The sequence below is a fragment of the Thalassobacterium maritimum genome (assembly GCF_031127805.1).
Lineage (GTDB): Bacteria > Verrucomicrobiota > Verrucomicrobiia > Opitutales > Coraliomargaritaceae > Thalassobacterium > Thalassobacterium maritimum.
Genome location: NZ_JARXHW010000169.1, coordinates 1 through 990, shown reverse-complemented (window position 1 = coordinate 990; position 990 = coordinate 1). Strand labels below are relative to the sequence as shown.

The following is a 990-nucleotide window of genomic DNA, read 5'->3' as shown; positions in this document are numbered from 1 at the left end:
GCAAGACTCGATACATACTGTTGGGTTATTCTTTATATGGCTGGGACTTTCACCCAGCAAGATGGCGCACCCTTAGCTTGGCGCACAACGTGGAGGCTAGTCGCGGCAAGGCGCAGCCTCGTCGTTGACTACGCCGTCTTGTTCACCCTCTTCTTTTTCATCTTCGCTCACATCCAAGTCCGAAGGGAATCGCTTTCTTCGCAGCCAAAACAGTAGTGCGGGCATGGCAGCATACAACAGGCCACCAATGACTAAAACCCATTGGATTTTTCTTGGATCTTCTGGTTCCTTTGCCTCCGCAAGGCTTGGGAAAATATCTATAAGTTGCGGTTTTAGGAAGCCAAAGGCAGCCATCCCTAGACCGAATAATAGCATTATGATAAATGGGAGCCTCTTATATCTAAACGGGAAAGGTAGCTTCCGATTTGTTCGATCATAAAAAAGATTGAATCTACCACAATCCTTCAACCCATCGGGCATGCCCATGACGGTTCCTTCAATAGACAAATCTTTTCTAGAACCCGAGTGTATTATTTCGATAGCGAACCCATCCCCGGTGTCTAGGAAATCGAAATGTAGAAGGCGCTGCGTGTCCTTCTCTTCAGCTTCTTTTATTCTAAATCCGTTCACCTCGCGGCTAACTCTCAAGACACGCATCTTAAGCACTTCACCGTTTTCCCCTGTCTCAATACGCAAAGGATCTGAATCGACAATGTGACTAGGTAGTGTTTTAAATTAAAATTTGATCCATACGAGGATTGAAGCGATGGCGACCATCGCGGCAAAGGTCGTCTGCAACTTTTCGAATCGCATGGCGACGCGCCGATAGCGTTTAATTTTCTGGAAGAGGTTCTCCACTTTGTGTCGTTCCTTGTAAATATCCTTGTCGAACTCAGGGACTTTAACACGGTTTTTTCTGTAGGCTATGACGGCGGTGGCACCTTGTTGCATGACACAACTGCGGATGTCGTCGCTGTCGTAGCCTGCATC

2 protein-coding genes are annotated in these 990 nt (G+C 47.2%); both read right to left on the bottom strand.

Annotated features, from left to right (window positions below):
• Positions 1-96: 96 nt before the first annotated feature.
• A complete protein-coding gene (locus tag QEH52_RS19880) occupies positions 97-696 on the bottom strand; it encodes a hypothetical protein (protein ID WP_308952708.1) in 600 nt (199 codons plus the stop codon).
• 39 nt (positions 697-735) lie between these two features.
• The coding region (locus QEH52_RS19875; protein ID WP_308952707.1) for a transposase at positions 736-990 on the bottom strand (255 nt) is incomplete at its 5' end.